This window comes from Aggregatibacter actinomycetemcomitans, assembly GCF_023518055.1.
In the GTDB taxonomy this organism is placed as follows: domain Bacteria; phylum Pseudomonadota; class Gammaproteobacteria; order Enterobacterales; family Pasteurellaceae; genus Aggregatibacter; species Aggregatibacter actinomycetemcomitans.
The window spans coordinates 583,330-601,336 of the sequence record NZ_CP085096.1; the positions used below are offsets into that span (position 1 = coordinate 583,330).

An 18,007-nucleotide genomic window follows, 5' to 3' on the forward strand; every position below is an offset into this window, starting at 1 on the left:
TTTCATTGTCGTTAAGTTAAAAGGATTAAAAATATAGTTGATTGCTAAGTATAAAGATTACGCCACAAAAGCAAAAGCGAAAACTCACTTAAATCGTGTAAATAAGGATGAATCCAATGTTTATTAGACACATTCCCACACTGCAAGTCGGTCTTTGGTGCCGTGGAGAAACCATCGACGCAGCGTGGATCGACCCGCAAAATCAACCGCACTTTTTGCGCCTCGGCGAACTGGAATTAATGGAACTGACAAGCCATTTAAACCGTCGTTTTAACCATCCGCGCAAAAAATTAGCCTACAAATTTATTACCGCCATCATGCCCCATCAAATCTGGCAGAAAACCTTGATTTTGCCCCATAACCTGAACCTTCAGGAATGTGAGCAACAGTGCCATTTCAGCTTAACCAACGAGCTGCCGATTCCCACCGAAGAGGTGTGGTATGACTACGCAGCCACACCGTTAAAACAGGGCTTTCGGTTAGATATTTTTGCCATTAGACAACAAATCGCCACAGAATATTTGCAACAACTTATGCCTTTACAAATTGACGTGTTAGACAACGCGGCAAAAGCGATGTTACGCGCGGCGGAATATTTTTTGGGGCACGCCTTGCCAAATAACGCCGTGTTTTTATATCAGGACGAAACGGGCTTGCTGGCGGTACAACACAAATTACAGCAAACCCAAACGCTGTTCCAAACGCAGGGAAACCTGACCGCACTTTTGGCGCAATATTGCCAACGTTATGCAGAAGAACCGATGCAGGTGTTCTATTATCAAACCGAAAAAGACGCACAGGCGATACCGCAAAGCTGGCACGCCATTGAAACCGAGCTACCGTTCATCGCGTTAGGTAACGCCTTGTGGCAACGGGAAACGCCGTTGAAATCCACCGCACTTTTTGACGCCGACCACAACATTTGAGACGATTACCATGAAAAAAGACATCAATCTCCTGCCGTGGCGCATTCAATTGCAACGTCAACAGAATAAAGCGTTACTTCATCAACTTATCCTTTGCGCGTTGATATGCACAAGCGGCTGGTTAATTCTGGGGTCTTTGGCGGAAAGCCACGCGGAAACCGCAGAAACAATACAAACCGAACTGACCAAAATCCAACCTGAGCAACAGCTTACACAACGACACATTCAACAACTCCGAAGTACACAGACAGATTCGGAGGAATTACACCCCGTTTCAAAAGAAACTGTTTTTTCGCTGTTAAATCAATTAACAGAGTTACCGCTCACACAAGGTGAATTAACGGAATTGTCTCTTAAAACAGCGCAACTAACCTTAACCGGCTACAGCCACAGTCAAGAAGAATTCAGCCGGTTGAATCAATTTCTCACGCAACAACCACTTTTCGCCGAAGTCACACTAGCGGAGTTCAAACCGAATGCCGACGAACTGCAGTTTCAATTTAACTTAACCTTGCGGGACACGCCATGAAATTCAACGGCATAAATGGTTTTCTGCAACATTGGCACCGCTTGACGAGTTGGCAACAAAGGGCATTGCTGATTTTTGTATGTTTATTGGCGCTCTATTTTCCCACATGGGATTATTGGCAACAGCGTTCCCAGGCGGAAGCGATTTCACAACAATTGCAAATCCAACAGGAAAAGCTTGCTCATCAGCAAAAAATCTTAGCCGCGCTGAAAGAAAAAGCGGCGAAGCAATTACTCACACCGGAATTAGCGGGCAAACTCCCGCCGATAAATCAGCAGATTCAACAATTTGCATCGAAATTGCACATTGCGCACAGCCAATGGGATTTTCATCAAAAACCGTTGCTCAAATTGCAACTGCACGGACAGTTTACCGATTTACGGGAATTTTTGACCGCACTTTTCAGTGCTAATGACGAGCTGGAATTACTGGAATGGCACATTATTAAAAACGCCGATACCAATGACGGGCATTCTATTCACAGCGAACTTTTATTTCAATTACATACCAAGGAAAAATAATGTTACACCCTCTTTTCGTTTTCTTTATCGGCGTGTTGTTCAGCTTGTCTGTCACCGCTAATGATCCTTTTGACAAAACCCAACGCGGAACCACCGCCTCGAACGCATCACTCAAAGACACCACAAGCGTAATCCAGTGCTATAAAGGGACGGAGGCGATTTTTCCGTCCACCGCATTTAATCAAATCCGCATAGTGGGCGTGCTGCAGCACCAAAAAGATTGGCAATTACTCTTGCTTGCCGACAACCAAGTGAACCTCGCCCAACAAGGAGATTTTGTTGCGGCGGAAAATCTGAAAATTGAACACATCGGTAAACAGGAAATTCGTTTTTTACGTTGGGATAACCCGCAAAATTGCGAGCTTTCCACTACATTGAACATAAAATTTTAGGCATTTTGAAGGAAATAACATGAAATCGATCCTTTCCCGACGACTAAAGTGCGGTCTGTTTTTCGGGTGTTTTTTAAGTCTTGCGGTGCAGGCGGAACAAAATCCGGTGTTTTCCATTCGGCTGAAACAGGCACCACTGGTTCCGACTTTGCAGCAGTTGGCATTAGCCCACAATACCAATTTGATTATTGACGATGAACTGCAAGGCACGGTGTCGTTACAGTTGGAAAACGTGGATTTGGATCAGCTGTTTCGTTCTGTGGCAAAAATTAAACAACTGGATTTATGGCAGGAAAACGGCATTTATTATTTCACTAAAGGCGACACCAACACGAAATTTGCCGGCAAAATGGAAGAGCCTTTCCCTCTTTCTCTGCCCATGGCGGAAGAACCGGCACAGCTGAACACGGCGACCATTAAATTACACTTTGCCAAAGCGTCGGAAGTGATGAAATCCCTCACCGGGGGGAGTGGTTCCCTGTTGTCGCCTAACGGCAGTATCACTTTCGACGATCGTAGCAATTTGTTGCTGATTCAGGATGAACCGCGCTCCGTCCGCAACATAAAAAAGCTGATTAATGAACTGGATAAACCCATTGAGCAAATCGCCATTGAAGCGCGCATTGTCACCATTAACGATGAAAGCCTGAAAGAACTGGGCGTGCGCTGGGGCATTTTCAGCCCGACGGACAACGCCCATCGTATCGGTGGCAGTTTGGCGGGCAACGGCTTTGATAACCTTGTCAATCAGTTAAACGTAAATTTTCCCACGACCACGACACCGGCAGGCTCTGTGGCGTTACAGGTTGCGAAAATCAACGGGCGACTTTTAGACTTAGAATTGACCGCACTTGAACGGGAAAATAATGTGGAAATCATCGCAAGCCCACGCCTGCTAACGACAAACAAAAAAAGCGCCAGCATCAAACAGGGGACGGAATTGCCCTATATTCTGGTGAACGAAAAAAGCGGTTCGCAAAGCGTGGAATTTCGTGAGGCGGTACTAGGTTTGGAAGTCACGCCGCACATTTCGCAGGATAAACAAATTCTGTTAGATCTTATCGTCAGCCAAAACTCGCCGGGCAGCCGTGTGGCGTACGGTTTGGGCGAAGTGGTTTCTATTGATAAACAGGAGATTAATACACAAGTCTTCGCCAAGGACGGCGAAACCATTGTGCTGGGCGGTGTATTTAGCGATACCATCACCAAAGGCACCGATAAAGTGCCGGTGCTGGGTGACATTCCGGGTATTAAACATTTATTCAGCAAGGAAAGTGAACGCCATCAAAAACGCGAGCTGGTGATTTTTGTCACACCACATATTTTGCGTAAAGGCGAAACCCCGGACGCTTTCAAACAAAAGCGAATCGGGGTAAATGAGCAAATCATGGCAAAAGGGGAGAATAAAAAGGACCTAAATAGGAAATAATTTTGCTTTTCCTCACAATAGATAAAATAATTGTCCTGTTTAGGTTGAAAACGGTAGCGGTTTATTGCGATAATTCCCCCTAATTTTGGGGGTGATCTTTTCAACTCTATATTCAAAAAGCTTTCACACGACCACATATGAGTATGTTACGGTCGTTTCTTATTTTCTAAAAGATCACATTCTTTTCGACGACATAAATTTAAGATTATAACAATGGCAGAAAAACGTAATATTTTTTTAGTGGGGCCAATGGGGGCAGGCAAAAGCACCATTGGTCGCCAACTTGCTCAGTTGCTCAACATGGATTTTGTAGATACCGACGCAGAAATTGAAGAACGCGCCGGCGCAGATATTGGCTGGATTTTTGATGTTGAGGGCGAAGCCGGTTTCCGTAAAAGAGAAGAACGTATTATTAACGAATTAACGCAACGCCAAGGCATCGTGTTATCTACCGGCGGCGGTGCAGTGTTATCTAAGGACAATCGAAACCAGCTTGCCGCGCGCGGTATTGTGATTTATCTGGAAACCACTGTTGAAAAGCAATATCAACGCACCCAGCGGGATAAAAAGCGCCCGCTTTTGCAAGATGTTGCCGATCCGCGTCAGGTGTTGGAAGATTTGGCGAAAATCCGCAATCCGCTGTATGAAGACGTAGCAGACATTACCCTCCCTACTGATGACCAAAGTGCCAAGGTAATGGCAACGCAGATTATCGACTTGATTGATAACTATAACGGTTAAATAATGACCAAAAAGCAAAATAAATGTTGTGTGTAAGTGTTGAATTGAAAGAAAGAAGCTACCCGATTCATATCGGCGCCGGATTATTGACGGATCCCCATTGTTATCCGCTGAAACCGGGCAACAAAGTCATGATCGTGACCAATCCGACCGTTGCACAATATTACCTTGCCATCGTCACCGACATGCTGGAAAAAATCGGTTGTCTCGTTGAGCGCGTATTATTGCCGGACGGCGAACAATACAAAACCCTTGACTCTTTAAACCTGATTTTCACCGCACTTTTACAAGCCAATCACGGTCGTGACACTACCATCGTGGCATTGGGCGGCGGAGTAATCGGCGATGTTGCCGGCTATGCGGCGGCGAGCTATCAACGAGGTGTGCGCTTTATTCAAATTCCGACCACCTTATTGGCGCAAGTGGATTCTTCCGTTGGCGGCAAAACTGCCGTGAACCACCCATTAGGGAAAAACATGATCGGCGCTTTTTATCAGCCGAATGCCGTCATCGTGGACACCTTGACCCTAAACACTTTGCCGAAACGCGAAGTGAATGCCGGCTTGGCGGAAGTCATTAAATACGGTGTGATTTTAGATTTCCCTTTCTTTGAATGGCTGGAGCAGCATATTGACGAAGTGGTCGCCCTAGATCAATCCGCGCTCCGGCAATGTATCGCCCGCTGCTGCCAATTAAAAGCGGACATTGTGGCACGGGACGAAACGGAAAAAGGCGATCGTGCGCTGTTAAATCTCGGTCATACTTTTGGTCATGCCATTGAAGCCCATTTGGGTTACGGCAACTGGCTACACGGCGAGTCGATAGCGGCAGGTTGCATGATGGCGGCGGTGTTATCGGAGCGATTAGGCGATTTAACCAAAGCCGATGTGGCGCGCTTGGAGAAACTCCTGGCAAGCGCCAATTTACCAACTGTTTCACCGGACGGCATGACGGCGCAGGATTACTTACCGTTGATGATGCGCGATAAAAAAGTGCTGAACGGTAAATTGCGTTTAGTACTGCTCAAATCTCTCGGTCGGGCTTATGTAGCAACAGATATTAATCAAGATTTAGTGATTGATACCATCCATCGTTGCTCTCAATTCGATTAATTATGCCTGAACCCGCTAAACCCGCTACGCCAGCCAAAAGCCGCCCGTTTCTCAAATGGGCGGGCGGTAAATATCGCCTTATGGACGAAATCAATCGCCTACTACCAAAACGTAAGCAATGCTTGGTCGAACCCTTTGTGGGCGCCGGCGCGGTGTTTCTTAACAGCAATTTCAAACGCTACATTCTGGCGGACATCAACCCCGATTTAATCAACCTCTTTAATATCGTCAAATTGGATGTAGAACGCTATATTCAGGCGTGTAAACCGATTTTTTTCCACCCGGAAGCGAATACTGAAATTTACTACTACGGCAAACGCAAGGAATTTAACCAAAGCACTGACGTTTTCCAGCGCGCCGTGTTATTTCTCTATTTAAACCGCTTCGGTTTCAACGGATTATGCCGTTACAACTCCAAAAACGAATTCAACGTTCCTTTCGGCGATTACAAAACCCACTATTTCCCGGAAGAAGAACTGCGTTTTTTCGCCGCCAAAGCACAAAGTGCGGTCTTTATTTGCGCCGATTTTCAACAAACCTTTGAAATGGCGGACGAAAACTCCGTAATTTACTGCGACCCGCCCTACGCCCCGCTTTCACAAGACAGCAACTTCACCAATTACGCCGGCAATGAGTTCTCCATCGCCCACCAGCGTGATCTCGCCAACCTCGCCAAACACACCATGGAACAACGCAACATTCAAGTGCTGATCTCCAACCACGACACCCCTTTCACCCGCGAAATCTACCAAGGCGCCAAAATCCGTCGCCTAAAAGTACAACGTTCCATCAGCCAAGCACCGCATAAACGCATTAAGGTGAGGGAATTGATTGCGATGTTTAAGCAGGGAAAATGACTTAGAAAATGACCGCACTTTTAGTGCCACTAAAACACTGTTAATTTTTCATAGAAAAAAGGCCTGACATTACATCAGACCTTTTCATCATTTATGCTGCGTTCATTAAAAAGGAATATCATCATCAAAATTATCCATCGGCGCTTCGGCGGCAGGTTTACTTGCCGGCGCACTGCGTGGGGCGCTTTGTTGTTGGTTTGGATAACTTGGTTGGGATGTCGGTGTGTAGTTTCCGCCGGATTGGCGAGCGGCGCGGCTGTCTAACATTTGTAAAACGTCGCCCTGGATTTCGGTGGTGTAGCGATCTTGACCGTTTTGATCCTGCCATTTACGGGTTCTTAAGCGTCCTTCGACATAGACTTTAGACCCTTTACGCAGGTATTCCCCCGCCACTTCCGCCTGGCGGCGATAAAATACGATGCGGTGCCATTCGGTGACTTCGCGGCGTTCACCGGTGTTTTTGTCATTCCAGCTTTCACTGGTGGCAACGGTGATATTGGCGACGGCTTCGCCGTTCGGCATGGTGCGGACTTCAGGATCGTTACCTAAATTACCGACAATAATCACTTTATTTACTCCAGCCATAATATCCTCTTCTTTTATTCGATTTTGCTGTAAAAAATTTGCCTTATTCTGCCTGAAAATCAGAAAGAAATCCACGCTTTCAACAAAATTAACTGGATATTTGCACAGTTATTTAAGAATATGCGATAATTATCGCAAATTTACACTTCTTTCATTTATAAAATCTATTATGGATACCATCGACATTCGTGGGGCACGAACCCACAATCTGAAAAATATTAACTTAACCATTCCACGCGACAAACTTATCGTTATCACCGGTTTATCCGGTTCGGGCAAGTCTTCGCTGGCGTTTGATACCCTGTATGCGGAAGGACAACGCCGTTATGTGGAATCCCTTTCTGCCTATGCGCGCCAGTTTCTGTCATTAATGGAAAAGCCTGATGTGGACCACATTGAAGGGCTTTCACCGGCGATTTCCATTGAGCAAAAATCCACCTCCCATAACCCGCGTTCAACGGTGGGGACGATTACCGAAATTCATGATTACCTGCGTTTATTGTTTGCCCGCGTGGGCGAACCGCGCTGTCCGCATCATCATGTTCCACTCACCGCGCAAACCATCAGCCAAATGGTGGATAAAGTACTTTCCCTGCCGGAAGACAGCAAAATGATGCTGTTGGCACCGGTGGTGAAAGAACGCAAAGGCGAACACGTTAAGCTGTTGCAACAAATTGCCGCACAAGGTTACATTCGCGCCCGTATCGATGGCGAAATTTGTGATTTATCCGATCCACCGAAACTGGAATTACATAAAAAACACACTATTGAAGTGGTGGTGGATCGCTTTAAAGTGCGGTCGGATTTAGCCACAAGATTGGCGGAATCCTTTGAAACCACGTTGGAATTATCGGGCGGCACGGCAGTGGTTGCCTACATGGACGATCCGAAAGCGGAAGAGTTGGTGTTCTCCGCCAACTTTGCCTGCCCCCATTGCGGCTACTCCGTGCCGGAACTGGAACCGCGTCTGTTTTCCTTCAATAACCCGGCAGGGGCGTGTCCGACCTGCGACGGTTTAGGCGTGCAGCAATATTTTGATGAAAAACGCGTGGTGCAAAATCCGAACATTTCCCTTGCCAACGGCGCCATTAAAGGCTGGGATCGCCGTAATTTTTATTATTATCAAATGCTCACTTCCCTCTCGAAACACTACCATTTCGACATAGAAACCCCGTTTGAAGCATTACCGAAAAAAATCCAACAGATTATTTTGAATGGTTCCGGCAAGGAAGAAATCGAGTTTCAATACATGAACGATCGCGGCGATGTGGTGCTGCGTCGCCACGCCTTTGAAGGGATTTTGAACAACATGGCGCGCCGTTATAAAGAAACGGAATCCATGTCGGTGCGCGAAGAACTCGCCAAACACATCAGCAACCGCCCGTGCGCCGATTGCGGCGGTTCCCGCTTACGCCCGGAAGCGCGCAATGTATATATTGAACAAACCAACCTGCCGGAGGTGTCGGAAAAAAGCATCGGTGAAGCGTTAGATTTCTTCGGCGATTTACAGCTCAGCGGGCAAAAAGCCCAAATCGCCGAAAAAATCCTGAAAGAGATAAAAGAGCGGTTACAATTTTTAGTGAATGTAGGCTTGAATTATCTTTCCCTTTCCCGCTCTGCCGAAACCCTTTCTGGCGGTGAAGCACAACGGATTCGCCTCGCCAGCCAAATCGGCGCAGGATTAGTGGGTGTGATGTACGTGTTGGATGAACCCTCCATCGGCTTGCACCAACGGGACAATGAACGCCTGCTTAACACGCTGATTCATTTGCGTAATTTAGGCAATACAGTAATCGTGGTGGAACATGACGAAGACGCCATTTTGAGCGCCGACCACATTATCGACATCGGACCGGGCGCCGGCGTGCACGGAGGTAGCGTCATCGCCGAAGGCACCGCACAACAAATCATGCAAAATCCGAATTCCCTCACGGGTAAATTTTTATCGGGCACGGAAAAGATCGAAATACCGAAAAAACGTACCGCACTTGATAAGAAAAAAATGCTCAAATTGTTCGGCGCTTCCGGTAACAACCTGAAAAACGTCAATTTAGACATTCCCGTGGGCTTATTTACCTGCATCACCGGCGTGTCCGGTTCAGGTAAATCTACACTGATTAACGACACTCTGTTCCCTATTGCACAAAACGCCTTGAATCGTGCAGAAAATGCCGAGGTATCGCCGTACAAGTCCATTAAAGGTTTGGAATTTTTCGATAAAGTTATTGATATTAACCAAAGCCCGATTGGACGCACGCCACGCTCCAACCCGGCAACTTACACGGGCGTATTCACGCCGATTCGCGAACTGTTTGCCGGCGTACCGGAAGCCCGTGCGCGCGGTTATAACCCGGGGCGTTTCAGTTTTAACGTGCGCGGCGGGCGCTGTGAAGCCTGCCAGGGCGACGGCGTAATCAAAGTGGAAATGCACTTCCTGCCCGATGTGTACGTGCCTTGCGACCAATGTAAAGGCAAGCGTTACAATCGCGAAACCCTGGAAATCCGCTACAAAGGTAAAACCATTCATCAGGTGCTGGACATGACGGTGGAAGATGCGCGCGAGTTTTTCGATGCCATTCCAATGATTGCGCGTAAATTGCAAACCCTGATTGACGTGGGCTTGTCTTATATTCGCTTGGGGCAATCCTCTACCACCCTGTCCGGCGGGGAAGCGCAACGGGTGAAACTGGCGACGGAACTCTCCAAACGGGATACGGGCAAAACCCTGTATATTCTGGACGAACCGACCACAGGGCTGCATTTTGCCGACATTAAACAATTGCTTTCCGTGTTACACCGTTTACGCGATCAAGGCAACACCATCGTGGTCATTGAGCATAATTTAGACGTGATTAAAACCGCCGACTGGATTGTAGATCTCGGCCCTGAAGGCGGCAGCGGCGGCGGACAAATTATCGCGACCGGCACACCGGAACAGGTTGCCAAAATGGAGGGCTCGCACACCGCCCGCTTCCTCAAAGAGATTTTGGCAAAAGGCTAAAAACGCTGCATTTTCCGACCGCACTTTGCTCTGCACCCCAAAACCTGGACACCTAATTTGAGGTGCAGATTATGTCTTACTCTTATCAATTTCGTTTAAAAACTATCAAACAGGTCACCGAGCAGGATTTTGGTATCCGTGAGGTGGCGAAACTTCATCAGATTTCTCGTTCTCAAGTCATTTATTGGAAAAGCCTTTCGTGAAAGAGGGCTTAATGGCGTAAAATCCCCTTATATAAACCCTCAACGCCCTAAAATAGTGAAGCCAAAGATGAAAAAGAAAGCGATTGAAATCCCGGAACAAACAGACTTTTCCCCAAAAGCGTTTAAAAAGCTGCAACGAGAGCTGGCATTAGCACGTGCACAGATTGCTTACCTAAAGGAGTTGGAGGCACTCGACCGTCAAAAACAGCGACAGAAAAAAGAAAAATCATTGAAAGATTGAAGCCAAATCACGCGTTAAATGACTTACTTCGTGTGGCTAAAATGCCTCGTTCTACCTTTTATTATCAGCAAGTTAAACACGATTATCGTGAGATAAAAGAAACTATCTTGTTGCGGTATAAAAAGAACAGAAAACGAGATGGCTATCGCCCAATGACACTCAAATTACGTCAAATGGGTTTCCATTTGAATCATAAAACGGTGTTAAAACTGATGAATGCGTTAGGTATTCATTCTATTTTACGCAAGAAAAGACATGGAAAACGAGGCAAAACATCGCATATTGCCCCGAATGTGCTAAATCGTGATTTTACAGCGACGGCGCTCAATCAAAAATGGGTAACCGATGTCACTGAGTTTCGAGTTGGGGAAGAAAAGCTCTATTTTTCACCGTTGATGGATTTAGCGAACCGGGAAATTATTGCCTATAATTTTGCGAAACGCCCTAAGTTCTCATTGGTAAAAAGAATGCCGGAAGAAGGACTTGGCAAACTAAAACCGAGCGAATGCCCGATTATTCACAGCGACCAAGGGGTATTGTACGGCTCAGCAGAATGGGTAAAGATGTTGGAAGGCAAGGCGATACAAAGTATGAGTCGCCGAGGGAATTGCTATGATAATGCGGTGATTGAAAGCTTTTTTGCGATATTAAAATCTGAGTGTTTTTACTCACGCACTTATACTTCGATTGCCGAATTACAGGCGGAAATTGAAGAATATTTGGTGTATTACAACCAAGAACGAATTAAACTTGATTTAAAAGGATTAAGCCCGGTGCAATACCGAGCTCAATATTTAAGTTAACTAACCTGTCCAGCTTTTTGGGGGCAGATCACTTTTTGCAGCAAGACAAAAGTGCGGTAGGTTCTTACCGTGTTTTTTACTTCAACGGTCTAAACTTTACCTGACTGTATTGCAGGATTCGCAGCAAGTTTTGTTGCTGATTCACTTCTCCGCATTGTTGTTTCAGTTGGATGAGATTCATGCGTAAATGTTGCAGGCGGTGGATGTGTTTGGCAATGTCTTGAATATGTCGATCGAGCAATTGATTGATTTCCGCTTTTTGTTGTTCGGAAGCACTTTCCAGGCTCAACAGCAATTTGATTTCTTTAAGAGACATATCCAAGGAGCGGCAATAACAAATAAACGACAGGCGTTGCAGGTGCTCGTCCGTGTATAAACGAAAACCGCCGGCGGAACGGGGCGGGCATGGCATTAAGCCTTTTTGTTCGTAAAATCGGATGGCTTCCACGCTGCACCCTACGGCTTTGGCTAATTTCCCTATTTTCATGTTATCTCCGTAAAAACGTCCGTGAAAACGACCGCACAAAAAGCAACGCTTTTTGAACGTCGGTTCTACCGACGGCCCCGAAAGGGTGAACAATCAAGCCAGCCTTGATTGTGAATACTTTTAGGCACCGCGGCGAAATTCGGGGTTGATGTAAAAGGTTAATTGCGTGATTTCCGGCAAATGTTGCTGAATTAAACGTAATAATTCCCGCTGACGAAACAAAAAACTTTGCCGCACCATGGCATTCGCCACTTCAATGCGCAAACTGTTTTGTTCTATATTGGCAATGCGATACAAATCCTTGAACTCGGGCGGGAAAAATCCGTTAACCTGTTGGTTTAGTTCATTTAAGCGAATGCCTTTTTGCACGATTTTTGCCAACGGAGAATCCTGTAATAATGTTTGAATATTTACCGGTTTTTGATAACGCATTGCCTTGTTTTCCGCCTTTTCGCCCTAATATTTATGACATTGTAGCGAATTTCCGCTACAATACCGACAATTTTTTGATATTGAGATCCTTATGATAATTTCTCACAAAAGCAAACATCATTTTTGGTCGCAACTGCTGCTTGGCATGCTTGCGATTTTTGTTTTGCCTGTCGGTCAGGAACTGAATTATTCCTCTTCCGTCGGCAGAGAAAATTATCAAAACGCCCAGCAACAAAACGCGCCGCAGATTTTAACCACCGTTGCGTTGCTGCAACAAACCAGTCAGCAGCAACACCAACCGCAACATGCGCCGTTGGAAGCTGAAAATCTTCCGCAAAATGAACCGCACTTTGCGCGTTCGCCTTTCGTTCCCAATGCACCGATTCGTGCCGGACCTCAATTTATTTAACTTCGATCTTTGTATATTCCGTCGTTTAATTCGTTAAACGATCTCATTTATCTATTTTTAAAAGAAAAAATTATGCTTAGAACTATTGCAACTAAAATCTTCGGCAGCCGTAACGATCGTATCTTACGCCGCCTCAATAAAATCGTCGTTAAAATTAATAAATTAGAACCGGAATTTGAAGCCTTAAGCGATGAACAGCTGAAAGCCAAAACCGCCGAATTCCGTGAGCGTTTAGGCAAAGGTGAAACCTTGGAAAGCCTGATGCCGGAAGCCTTTGCTACCGTGCGTGAAGCCAGTAAACGTGTGCTGGGCATGCGTCACTTCGACGTGCAACTTATCGGCGGCATGGTGCTTAACGATCGTTGTATCGCGGAAATGCGTACCGGTGAAGGGAAAACCTTAACCGCCACATTATCTTGCTACCTTAACGCCTTACCGGGCAAAGCGGTACACGTGGTGACCGTGAATGACTACTTGGCGCGCCGCGATGCGGAAACCAATCGTCCGTTATTTGAATTTTTGGGCATTACCGTAGGCGTAAACATTCCGGGCTTGTCACCGGAAGAAAAACGCGCAGCATACGCAGCGGACATTACCTACGCCACCAACAGTGAATTAGGTTTCGACTATTTACGTGACAACCTGGCGCACTCGCCGCAGGAACGCTTCCAAAAAGATTTATATTATGCGCTGGTGGATGAAGTGGACTCCATCTTAATTGATGAAGCACGGACCCCATTGATTATTTCCGGTCAGGCAGAAGACAGCTCCGAGCTTTACATCGCCATTGATAAATTGATCCCAAACCTGATTAAACAAGACAAAGAAGACACGGAAGAATATCAAGGCACCGGCGACTACACCTTAGATTTAAAAACCAAACAGGCACACTTAACCGAGCGCGGTCAGGAAAAATGTGAACAATGGTTGATTCAACAAGGCTTCATGAAAGACACCGAATCTCTTTATTCACCGTCAAAAATCACTTTACTCCATCATGTCATGGCGGCATTGCGCGCTCACACGCTGTTTGAGCGCGATGTGGATTACATCGTCAAAGACGGAGAGATCGTTATCGTGGACGAACACACCGGTCGTACCATGGCGGGTCGTCGCTGGTCCGATGGCTTACACCAAGCCATTGAGGCCAAAGAGGGCGTGCGCATTCAAAGCGAAAACCAAACCGTCGCCTCCATCACTTACCAAAACTATTTCCGTTTATATGAAAAATTGGCGGGTATGACCGGTACGGCGGATACGGAAGCCTTTGAATTCCAAAAAATTTATGGTTTAGAAACAGTGGTCATTCCAACCAACCGTCCGATGATTCGTGATGACCGTACCGACGTCATGTTTGAAACGGAAGAATATAAATTCAACGCCATTATTGACGACATCAAAGATTGCGTAGCGCGTCAACAACCGGTATTGGTGGGAACAATTTCCATCGAAAAATCCGAATTGCTTTCCAACGCATTGGATAAAGCGGGCATCAAACACAATGTACTGAACGCCAAATTCCACGCGCAGGAAGCAGAAATCGTAGCGAACGCCGGCTATCCGGGTGCTGTGACCATTGCCACCAATATGGCGGGGCGTGGTACCGACATCGTGTTAGGTGGTAACTGGAAAGCAGAAGTGGATAAACTGGAGAATCCGACAGCGGAACAAATCGAAGCCATTAAAGCAGCATGGCAGGAACGCCATGACATCGTGAAAAATGCCGGCGGGTTACACATTATCGGCACCGAACGCCACGAATCCCGTCGTATCGACAACCAGCTACGCGGTCGTTCCGGCCGTCAGGGCGACCCGGGTTCCTCCCGTTTCTACCTGTCCTTGGAAGATGCGTTAATGCGCATTTACCTCAATGAAGGCAAACTCAACATGATGCGTAAAGCCTTCAGTAATACAGCTGAAGCCATGGAATCCAAGCTGCTGGCGAAAGTAATTGCTTCCGCACAAGCGAAAGTGGAAGCGCATAACTTCGACGGACGTAAAAACCTGCTTGAATTTGACGATGTGGCAAACGATCAACGCCACGCCATTTACGAGCAGCGTAACGAATTACTGGAAAATGACGATATTTCAGAAACTATTGATGTGATTCGCCGGGATGTGTTCAACAGCGTGATCGATCAATATATCCCGCCGCAATCTTTGGAAGAGCAATGGGATATTCCTGCCTTGGAACAGCGCTTGAAACAAGATTTTGCCTTGGATTTGCCAATCAGAAAATGGCTGGATGAAGACAATCATCTGCACGAAGAAACCCTGCGTGAGCGCATTATTCAATCTGCCGTGGATGAATACAAACGCAAAGAAGAATTGGCGGGCGAACAAACTATGCGCAACTTTGAAAAAGGCGTGATGTTGCAAACCTTAGATGAGCTTTGGAAAGAACATTTATCCGCCATGGATCATTTGCGTCGCGGTATTCATTTACGCGGTTATGCGCAAAAAGATCCGAAACAGGAATACAAAAAAGAGTCCTTTCAAATGTTTACGGAAATGTTGGATGCCCTGAAATTAAGCGTGGTCACCACCTTAAGTCGCGTTCAGGTTCGGACCTCGGAAGAAATGGAAGAAGCGGAACGTTTGCGTCAGGAACTGGCACAACGTGAAGCCGCCGCCATGCAGTATAACAACGACGAATCGCAAGGGGCGCAACAGGGTACGGAAGAACACCATAAAATTGGTCGTAACGAGCCTTGCCCGTGCGGCTCCGGCAAGAAATACAAACATTGCCACGGCAGCCGGGCCAGACATTAATGGCGTGAGATAAAGTGCGGTAAAAAACGCTGGCATTGTTGACCGCACTTTTCGCTTTCAATTTAAAGGAAATCACATGAGCAAACCGCTTGTACAGGTTGCAGCCGGGATTATTCGTAACGAATTCGGACAAATTTATTTAACTCAACGTCTGGAAGGACAGGATTTCGCGCAAGCCCTGGAATTCCCCGGCGGGAAAGTGGATAAAGGGGAAACGCCGGAACAAGCGCTTAAACGCGAGCTGGAAGAAGAAATCGGCATCGTGGTGCTAAATGCTCAATTGTTCGAACGCTTTGAATTTGAGTATCCCACTAAAGTCATTACATTCTTTTTTTATCTGGTGGAAGAATGGGTCGGTGAACCGTTCGGGCGGGAAGGACAAGACGGTTTCTGGTTAGCACAAAACGAACTGGATGCCGGACAATTTCCGCCGGCAAATGCCAAATTAATTCAACGACTGTTGGCGGAAAGTGGAGATTAACTATCCGTAGAAGATCAGGCCAAATCTGACAAACCACAATAAAAAGTGAGAATTTCCCGTTTAGAAACAGCCGCAACTATTTTTACTGGAGAACTACCAAAAACTAAAGATAAATTATCAATTTCGCTCTCTCTCATTTTTTCCTCGTATTTTACTAAATAAACTATTTATTCTTTCTTTAAATGAATATAAAACCAGTATTCCCAAATAGATATAAAATATTTGCAAGTCAAATATATCTGATAGAATTCTTGCTATAAAATATATTAACAGGCAAAAAAGAGTAAATTGTATGAAATTTTTCACTTGTTTTCCTCAATATAAGTAATATTGTATTTAATAATCGTCTATATTCTAATTCAAGATATTCCATCTGAGCTTTATTGATGCCAAATTAATTCGACGACTGTTGGCTGAAACCACAAAAGCAAACATCGCAAATGCGGATAATAAAGTAGCTAATAACACAATGAAACCCCTATCAATTATGGCTAACCGGCAAATCTTACCGATAAATCTTCCAGTTGTTGCCAAATATCATCGCTAAATTCCTGTTTCGCACAGCGCTCCACATCGGCGAGTTGCTGAAAAAAAAGATAGAGTTTACGGTAGGTTAAACGTTGCACCGCTTGAGTAAACAATGAACGGCGGTTTTGCCATACTTTCAGGCGATCAAACTGTTCACGCAGTTGATCGGTGGGTAAAGGCGAGTCAAGGGATTGGGGTTGTTCCGGTTTACTGATCTCCAGTAAAGTCATTAAATCGCGCTGCAACGTGCGCAGGAGAATAATCGGCTGAACATCTTCATCTTTTAAACCGGTGAGAATTCGGCGGGCGCGATTCCCTTTTCCGCCTAAAATCGCATCAACCCATTGGAACGGCGTAAACACCGAGGACTGTTCCACCACGCTATTCACGCGGGCAAAAGTGAGTTTACGATCAGGATAAAGCAAATCCAGTAATTGCAGTGTTTGCTTGAGTGCCAACAGGTTGTTTTCGTAGCTGTAACACAACAACTGCACCGCTTCTTGTTCAATGCTTAACCCCAACATCTTCGCCCGATTCGCCACCCAGCGGGGCAATTGTTCGGCATTGGGGGTTTGACAGTTTACCAATACCGCCTGCGGTTCATACTGATTCGCCGCCATAAACCACGCCTGCTTTTCAGCGGCTTTAGTGAGTTTGGCTAAACGGAAAATCGGTAGCACATCGGGCTGAAGCAACGAAATGAATTCGGATAAGTTTTTCTGTAAAAGTGCGGTCGCATTTTCAGGTAAATCTAAAATAATGAGCTGTTTATTGAAAAATAAGCCCATGGATTGCACCCGCTCGAATAAATCATTCCAGTCGGTGGAGGCATTAATGTCCAGTTCAACTTTTTCATCGAATCCCCGCTGAAGCGCCGTTTGGTAAATACCATTGGCGCTTTCATTGAGCAACAACGGATCCTCGCCCACCAGAAAATACACATGGGCTAAATGCCGTTCCAGTGACGAAGCAAGCTGTTCAGGAAATAGCCGATTCATTATTTCTCTTGAATTTGATGCTGTAAGGCAACCATTTTGTTAATTAACTGGCGTGCCGCCTGCTCGCGCATATCCTGCCAAATCACGTCTTTTTCCGCCGATTTCGCCAACGCCGCACGGGAGTTATCAAAGAACGTACGATTCACACGGGTGGAAATCGGGAAACTGTCCTGATTCGGCAGTTTTACACTGGCGTCTACTTCCAGAATCAGTTGTTTTTCCGCTTCTCGACCCTGTTTGAAAATGGACACCACTTGGTCTTTAGTGGAAATGCCGTTTAAGCGCAACACCGGCACGTTTGTCTGATCTTCCACCAGCGTCACGTTATTTAGCTGCAACTGACGGCGCATGACGCGTGCCATATCACTGTAAGGATCGCTGCTTTCTAGACGTAGGGTTTGTAATTCTTTCGGAATTAATTCGCCGTTTTGGAAATGAAATCCGCAGGCGAAAAGCCCTAAAACGGCAACGGTCAGAAATAAGGTTTTGACGTGTTTAAGCATAAAATCACCTTAAAGATTATTCATAAGCGCATTAGTTCGCTCATTCACCCCTTCGGG

General features: G+C 46.0%; 18 protein-coding genes and 1 pseudogene. 14 read left to right on the forward strand and 5 right to left on the reverse strand.

All coding sequences use genetic code 11. The annotated features are described in order from the left end of the window. Positions 1 to 116 precede the first annotated feature (116 nt). The 8 genes from LIN98_RS02965 (at position 117) to LIN98_RS03000 (ending at position 6,507) form a co-directional block, all read left to right on the forward strand. Positions 117 to 926, forward strand: coding sequence for a type IV pilus biogenesis protein PilM (locus LIN98_RS02965; protein ID WP_005544971.1), 810 nt, complete (start codon positions 117 to 119; stop codon positions 924 to 926). A gap of 10 nt (positions 927 to 936) precedes the next feature. After that, a complete protein-coding gene (locus LIN98_RS02970) occupies positions 937 to 1,455 on the forward strand; it encodes a PilN domain-containing protein (RefSeq protein ID WP_005544973.1) in 519 nt (172 codons plus the stop codon). Next, complete coding sequence (locus LIN98_RS02975) at positions 1,452 to 1,976, forward strand: type II secretion system protein M (RefSeq protein ID WP_005543969.1); 525 nt, start codon at positions 1,452 to 1,454, stop codon at positions 1,974 to 1,976. The genes LIN98_RS02970 and LIN98_RS02975 overlap by 4 nt, the downstream gene beginning before the upstream one ends. Beyond that, positions 1,976 to 2,368, forward strand: a complete 393-nt coding sequence (locus LIN98_RS02980) for a hypothetical protein (protein ID WP_005544975.1) — start codon at positions 1,976 to 1,978, stop codon at positions 2,366 to 2,368. Before LIN98_RS02975 ends, LIN98_RS02980 begins: the two co-directional genes overlap by 1 nt. 19 nt (positions 2,369 to 2,387) lie before the next feature. Next, positions 2,388 to 3,797, forward strand: a complete 1,410-nt coding sequence (locus tag LIN98_RS02985) for a type IV pilus secretin PilQ (RefSeq protein ID WP_050846294.1) — start codon at positions 2,388 to 2,390, stop codon at positions 3,795 to 3,797. A 213-nt stretch (positions 3,798 to 4,010) separates the two neighbouring features. Next, complete coding sequence (gene aroK / locus LIN98_RS02990; protein ID WP_005555432.1) at positions 4,011 to 4,538, forward strand: shikimate kinase AroK; 528 nt, start codon at positions 4,011 to 4,013, stop codon at positions 4,536 to 4,538. Positions 4,539 to 4,561: 23 nt separating this feature from the next. Next, positions 4,562 to 5,650, forward strand: coding sequence for a 3-dehydroquinate synthase (gene aroB / locus LIN98_RS02995; protein ID WP_005569125.1), 1,089 nt, complete (start codon positions 4,562 to 4,564; stop codon positions 5,648 to 5,650). A gap of 2 nt (positions 5,651 to 5,652) precedes the next feature. Next, positions 5,653 to 6,507 (forward strand): Dam family site-specific DNA-(adenine-N6)-methyltransferase, encoded by an 855-nt coding sequence (locus LIN98_RS03000; protein ID WP_005544984.1) that lies wholly within the window; start codon positions 5,653 to 5,655, stop codon positions 6,505 to 6,507. Positions 6,508 to 6,612: 105 nt separating this feature from the next. Here the strand turns inward: LIN98_RS03000 and LIN98_RS03005 are convergent, their stop codons facing one another. Then, positions 6,613 to 7,092, reverse strand: a complete 480-nt coding sequence (locus LIN98_RS03005) for a single-stranded DNA-binding protein (protein WP_014167545.1) — start codon at positions 7,090 to 7,092, stop codon at positions 6,613 to 6,615. A 169-nt stretch (positions 7,093 to 7,261) separates the two neighbouring features. On the opposite strand from LIN98_RS03005, the gene uvrA reads away from it, so the two are divergent. The 3 genes and pseudogenes from uvrA (at position 7,262) to LIN98_RS03020 (ending at position 11,340) form a co-directional block, all read left to right on the forward strand. Next, positions 7,262 to 10,093, forward strand: coding sequence for an excinuclease ABC subunit UvrA (gene uvrA, locus LIN98_RS03010; RefSeq protein WP_005543937.1), 2,832 nt, complete (start codon positions 7,262 to 7,264; stop codon positions 10,091 to 10,093). 71 nt (positions 10,094 to 10,164) lie between these two features. Continuing rightward, positions 10,165 to 10,537 (forward strand): annotated as a pseudogene (locus LIN98_RS03015) (transposase). After that, the gene (locus LIN98_RS03020; RefSeq protein WP_249847582.1) at positions 10,534 to 11,340 is read left to right on the forward strand and encodes an IS3 family transposase; all 807 of its coding nucleotides are present in this window, start codon (positions 10,534 to 10,536) and stop codon (positions 11,338 to 11,340) included. Before LIN98_RS03015 ends, LIN98_RS03020 begins: the two are co-directional and overlap by 4 nt. Positions 11,341 to 11,416: 76 nt before the next feature. Here the strand turns inward: LIN98_RS03020 and LIN98_RS03025 are convergent, their stop codons facing one another. Then, a complete protein-coding gene (locus LIN98_RS03025) occupies positions 11,417 to 11,827 on the reverse strand; it encodes a MerR family transcriptional regulator (protein WP_005589530.1) in 411 nt (136 codons plus the stop codon). A 120-nt stretch (positions 11,828 to 11,947) separates the two neighbouring features. Further along, a complete protein-coding gene (locus LIN98_RS03030) occupies positions 11,948 to 12,259 on the reverse strand; it encodes a DciA family protein (protein WP_005544590.1) in 312 nt (103 codons plus the stop codon). A gap of 91 nt (positions 12,260 to 12,350) precedes the next feature. Here LIN98_RS03030 and secM point away from each other — a divergent pair, with 91 nt between their 5' ends. The 3 genes from secM (at position 12,351) to mutT (ending at position 15,921) form a co-directional block, all read left to right on the forward strand. Then, complete coding sequence (gene secM / locus LIN98_RS03035; protein ID WP_005544588.1) at positions 12,351 to 12,668, forward strand: secA translation cis-regulator SecM; 318 nt, start codon at positions 12,351 to 12,353, stop codon at positions 12,666 to 12,668. A 72-nt stretch (positions 12,669 to 12,740) separates the two neighbouring features. After that, positions 12,741 to 15,440 carry a preprotein translocase subunit SecA gene (gene secA, locus LIN98_RS03040; protein WP_014167592.1) on the forward strand — a complete coding sequence of 900 codons (2,700 nt, stop codon included), beginning with the start codon at positions 12,741 to 12,743 and terminating at the stop codon, positions 15,438 to 15,440. A gap of 76 nt (positions 15,441 to 15,516) precedes the next feature. Beyond that, complete coding sequence (gene mutT / locus LIN98_RS03045; RefSeq protein ID WP_005544584.1) at positions 15,517 to 15,921, forward strand: 8-oxo-dGTP diphosphatase MutT; 405 nt, start codon at positions 15,517 to 15,519, stop codon at positions 15,919 to 15,921. A 491-nt stretch (positions 15,922 to 16,412) separates the two neighbouring features. On the opposite strand, the gene holA is transcribed toward mutT, so the two are convergent. Together holA and lptE are read right to left on the reverse strand one after the other, a co-directional pair. Further along, entirely contained in the window at positions 16,413 to 17,447 is a 1,035-nt protein-coding gene (gene holA / locus LIN98_RS03050; RefSeq protein WP_005544582.1) for a DNA polymerase III subunit delta, read from the reverse strand. Further along, positions 17,447 to 17,950, reverse strand: a complete 504-nt coding sequence (gene lptE / locus LIN98_RS03055) for an LPS assembly lipoprotein LptE (RefSeq protein WP_005565096.1) — start codon at positions 17,948 to 17,950, stop codon at positions 17,447 to 17,449. The genes holA and lptE overlap by 1 nt, the downstream gene beginning before the upstream one ends. Between the last annotated feature and the right edge of the window lie 57 nt (positions 17,951 to 18,007).

Bases quoted from the DNA above. Each gene is read 5' to 3' on its own strand.
- LIN98_RS02965 (WP_005544971.1), top strand. From the start codon at position 117: ATGTTTATTAGACACATTCCCACACTGCAAGTCGGTCTTTGGTGCCGT.
- LIN98_RS02970 (WP_005544973.1), top strand. From the start codon at position 937: ATGAAAAAAGACATCAATCTCCTGCCGTGGCGCATTCAATTGCAACGT.
- LIN98_RS02975 (WP_005543969.1), top strand. From the start codon at position 1,452: ATGAAATTCAACGGCATAAATGGTTTTCTGCAACATTGGCACCGCTTG.
- LIN98_RS02980 (WP_005544975.1), top strand. From the start codon at position 1,976: ATGTTACACCCTCTTTTCGTTTTCTTTATCGGCGTGTTGTTCAGCTTG.
- LIN98_RS02985 (WP_050846294.1), top strand. From the start codon at position 2,388: ATGAAATCGATCCTTTCCCGACGACTAAAGTGCGGTCTGTTTTTCGGG.
- aroK (WP_005555432.1), top strand. From the start codon at position 4,011: ATGGCAGAAAAACGTAATATTTTTTTAGTGGGGCCAATGGGGGCAGGC.
- aroB (WP_005569125.1), top strand. From the start codon at position 4,562: ATGTTGTGTGTAAGTGTTGAATTGAAAGAAAGAAGCTACCCGATTCAT.
- LIN98_RS03000 (WP_005544984.1), top strand. From the start codon at position 5,653: ATGCCTGAACCCGCTAAACCCGCTACGCCAGCCAAAAGCCGCCCGTTT.
- LIN98_RS03005 (WP_014167545.1), bottom strand. From the start codon at position 7,092: ATGGCTGGAGTAAATAAAGTGATTATTGTCGGTAATTTAGGTAACGAT.
- uvrA (WP_005543937.1), top strand. From the start codon at position 7,262: ATGGATACCATCGACATTCGTGGGGCACGAACCCACAATCTGAAAAAT.
- LIN98_RS03025 (WP_005589530.1), bottom strand. From the start codon at position 11,827: ATGAAAATAGGGAAATTAGCCAAAGCCGTAGGGTGCAGCGTGGAAGCC.
- LIN98_RS03030 (WP_005544590.1), bottom strand. From the start codon at position 12,259: ATGCGTTATCAAAAACCGGTAAATATTCAAACATTATTACAGGATTCT.
- secM (WP_005544588.1), top strand. From the start codon at position 12,351: ATGATAATTTCTCACAAAAGCAAACATCATTTTTGGTCGCAACTGCTG.
- secA (WP_014167592.1), top strand. From the start codon at position 12,741: ATGCTTAGAACTATTGCAACTAAAATCTTCGGCAGCCGTAACGATCGT.
- mutT (WP_005544584.1), top strand. From the start codon at position 15,517: ATGAGCAAACCGCTTGTACAGGTTGCAGCCGGGATTATTCGTAACGAA.
- holA (WP_005544582.1), bottom strand. From the start codon at position 17,447: ATGAATCGGCTATTTCCTGAACAGCTTGCTTCGTCACTGGAACGGCAT.
- lptE (WP_005565096.1), bottom strand. From the start codon at position 17,950: ATGCTTAAACACGTCAAAACCTTATTTCTGACCGTTGCCGTTTTAGGG.